Genomic DNA, 3,083 nt, shown 5'->3' with positions numbered 1-3,083 from the left:
GGGAGCTCAGAGAACTGGGGGAGCTGTCCGGGGGCTCCTGCGAGTCGCCGTCCCACGAGTCCACGGTCCCGGCGTCCCGAACGTCCACCGGCGTCCCCTTCAGGAACAGGCAGGGCCGGCCCTTGGGGGCGGCGTCGCACGTGGCGTCCGCGTCGTACTCGGTGCTCGGCGCCCCGTCCTGGGTGGCGGTCTGCAGGCCCTCGTCCGAGCTCCACGAGTCTCCGCTGCCCCACGAGTCTTCGGCGTACGCGGAGCCACCGGGGGTGGTCGTGCGGGGATGGCGGGGGTCGGCGACGTCGTGCTGGCTGCCCTGCGGGTACCAGTAGTCCGCGCCGGGCATGTCCACCCCGTACGCGCCGGTGGTCGCGGTGACGGAGGTGCGCTGCGGGGCGGGGCCCTGGGCCGCGACGAGCGCCATCCCCAGGGTCACGTGGGCGTCCAGGCGGTTCTTCACGCTCACCCCGTCCAGCACCACCTGCCCGGTGGTCGCCCGGGCGTCCAGCACGGAGGCCTTGACGTCCGTGGCCGTGACCGAGCCCATCTCGGAGGTGGCGGAGACGTCCTGGTAGGTGCCCTGCACGTTCACCGCGCCGGCGGTGCTGGAGATGTCCAGGGAGGCGGCGGGGGCGTCCTGCGGGACGACCACGGAGATCTGCTGGGGGCCGGTGGCCCACGCGGACTCCTCCTGCTGCACGGCGTCCAGGCTCAGCACGCCGTTCTCGACCGTGGGGGTGATCTGGTGGTCGGGCAGCGACCAGCCGGTCTCGTGCCACTGCACCTCCACGTGCTCCACGGTGGGGCTCGTGGTGATGTTCACCGCGGCGGAGCGGGTGTCGATGCGGATCTCCTTGACGGCGGAGGTCGCGGTCCAGGATCCGTCGCGCTCCTGCGTCAGCGCGACCGCCGCCGCGGTGCCCGCCCCGGCCAGGAGCAGCCCGAGCGCGGTCAAACCGCCGATCACAGCCGTGGCCGTGTTCCACGCGCGGCGCTCGCCGCGCCCCACGGGGCGGTCGTGCGGGTGGTCCCCGCGGGGGTCGCGCGGTGGGCGGCCGTCACCGGGAAGGCCCGCGGGCGGCGTCGTCGGGGAGGAAGAGGATGAGGGTTCGGGGAATCGTGTGCTCATGACGTGTCCTAGAGAGAGTGGTCCGAGTAGCCGAGGTACTTGAGAACGGCCAGGACTCTGCGGTTGCCGGTCTCGGAGATGACGCCCAACTTGGCGAAGATCGAGCCGATGTGCTTCTCCACGGCCGACTCTGTGAGGTAGAGGTTCGCCGCGATCGAGGCGTTGGACAGCCCCTGCGCCATGAGGCCCAGCACCTCGCGCTCGCGCGGGGACAGCAGCTCCATGTCCTCGCGACGCCGCGAGCGCACCAGGATCTGGGTGAGCACCTCCGGGTCCAGCACGGTGCCGCCGGAACCCACGGTCTGCACGGATTCGAGGAACTGGTCCACGTCCGCCACACGGTCCTTGAGCAGGTAGCCCAGGCCCTCGCGACGGGACGCGATCAGCTCGGACGCGTAGCGCTCCTCCACGTACTGGGACAGCACCAGCACGGCCACCTCCGGGTGCGCGGAGCGGATCAGCACGGCGGCGCGGATGCCCTCGTCGCTGAACGTGGGCGGCAGCCGCACGTCCACCAGGGCGAAGTCCGGGCGGTGCTCCTCCATGGCCTTCACGAGGCCCTCGGCGGTGTCCGTCTCGGCCACCACCTGGTGCCCGGCGTCCGTGAGCAGGCGCACGAGCCCCGCGCGCAGCAGCACGGCGTCCTCGGCGATCACGATGCGCATCTCAGTTCTCCTCTCCCGCTGCGGGGTACGCGTTTCCGGCCGCGGGGTACGACGACGCCGCACCGCCGGTTCCCTGCCCCGACCCACCCGGTGCGCCCGGTGCGCTCGCGCCCCCGTGGTGGGCGGCGTGGTCCGTCTCAGGTGTGCTCCGCGTGGCGCGGGGCGTGGTGGCGGGGTCGGTGAGCGGCAGCTCCACGATCACCTCGGTGGGTCCACCCGCGGGGGAGGTCACGAAGAACCGGCCGCCCGCGGAGCGGATGCGGTCCTGGATCCCGGAGAGCCCTCCGCCGGGGACCACCCGGGCGCCGCCGCGGCCGAAGTCGCGCACGCCGGCCACCACCACGGCGGTGCCGGGAACGGGGCCGTCCTGGACGGACACGGCCACGTCGGCGGAGCGCGCCCCGGAGTGCTTGACGGCATTGGTGAGGCCCTCGGACACCGCGAAGTAGATCGCGGCCTCCGTGCGGGAATCCAGGCGCGGGGCCGTGACGGAGACGTCCACGGGGAACGGCGCCTGCGCGGCCACGGCGGACACGGCGGCGTCGAGCCCCCTGTCCTCGAGCACAGCGGGGTGGAACCCGCGGGCGAGGCGGCGCAGCTCGGTGATGGCGGCCTTGGTGGTGCCGTGGGCCTCGGCCACGAGCTCCTTGGCGGCCGCGGGATCGGTGTCGATCCGGGACGTGGCCATCGAGAGGTTCATGGCCACCGAGACCAGCTGCGGCTGGACGCCGTCGTGCAGGTCCCGCTCGATGCGAGAGCGCTCGGTCTCCGCGCCGCGCACGGCGGACTCCTTGGCGGCGGACTCGTGCTCCGCCTGGCGGCGGGACTCTGCGGCCTCACGGCGCAGGCGCACGGCCTCGCTCTGGCGCAGCAGCGCGGCGGACAGCGCACGGTGGGCCACCGTGGCCAGCACGCCCACCAAGATGCTCAGCAGCACCGCCGTCACGCCCAGCAGGACGAGCGCCCACTCCGGAAGGTTCCCCGCGGCGGCCATCAGCTGCCGCACCACGGAGTCCGCCGGGGCGTAGAGGGGAGCGGTGGCGAGGGCGACGCCCGCACCCACCGTCACGAACGGCAGCAGGGCCAGCCAGCCCAGGGCGCACGTGAGCACCAGGTGGAGCAGCCCGAGCCACAGGGAGCCGTCGCTGACGTCCAGCCACACCTGGTGGGGGATCCGCACCCAGTCCGTGCGCGGGCTGCGCCGGCGCCGGGGATCGCGGATGTCCAGTCCGAATGAGGAGGCGGAACGCCGCCGTTCCAGCCACACCGCGGCCACCAGCACGTAGACCGTGCCG

3 protein-coding genes are annotated in these 3,083 nt (G+C 73.6%); all 3 read right to left on the bottom strand.

Going from position 1 to position 3,083, the window contains the following annotated elements:
* Positions 1-1,123 (bottom strand): DUF4097 family beta strand repeat-containing protein (locus QL985_RS11935; protein WP_290147978.1); only part of this gene is annotated, 1,123 nt, incomplete at its 3' end.
* 8 nt (positions 1,124-1,131) lie between these two features.
* On the bottom strand, positions 1,132-1,788 hold the full coding sequence (locus QL985_RS11930; protein WP_019310811.1) for a response regulator transcription factor: 657 nt from the start codon (positions 1,786-1,788) through the stop codon (positions 1,132-1,134).
* A gap of 1 nt (position 1,789) precedes the next feature.
* Positions 1,790-3,083 (bottom strand): histidine kinase (locus tag QL985_RS11925; protein ID WP_290147976.1); only part of this gene is annotated, 1,294 nt, incomplete at its 5' end.

Origin of the sequence: Kocuria sp. APC 4018 (assembly GCF_030407675.1) — a bacterium.
Taxonomy (GTDB): Bacteria; Actinomycetota; Actinomycetes; order Actinomycetales; family Micrococcaceae; genus Kocuria; species Kocuria rhizophila.
Note: the sequence above shows the minus strand (reverse complement) of the source record. Positions and strands in the feature narration are given on the sequence as shown.

What these genes read in the sequence shown, in the direction of transcription:
- QL985_RS11930 (WP_019310811.1), bottom strand. Translation starts at nt 1,788, where the DNA reads ATGCGCATCGTGATCGCCGAGGACGCCGTGCTGCTGCGCGCGGGGCTC.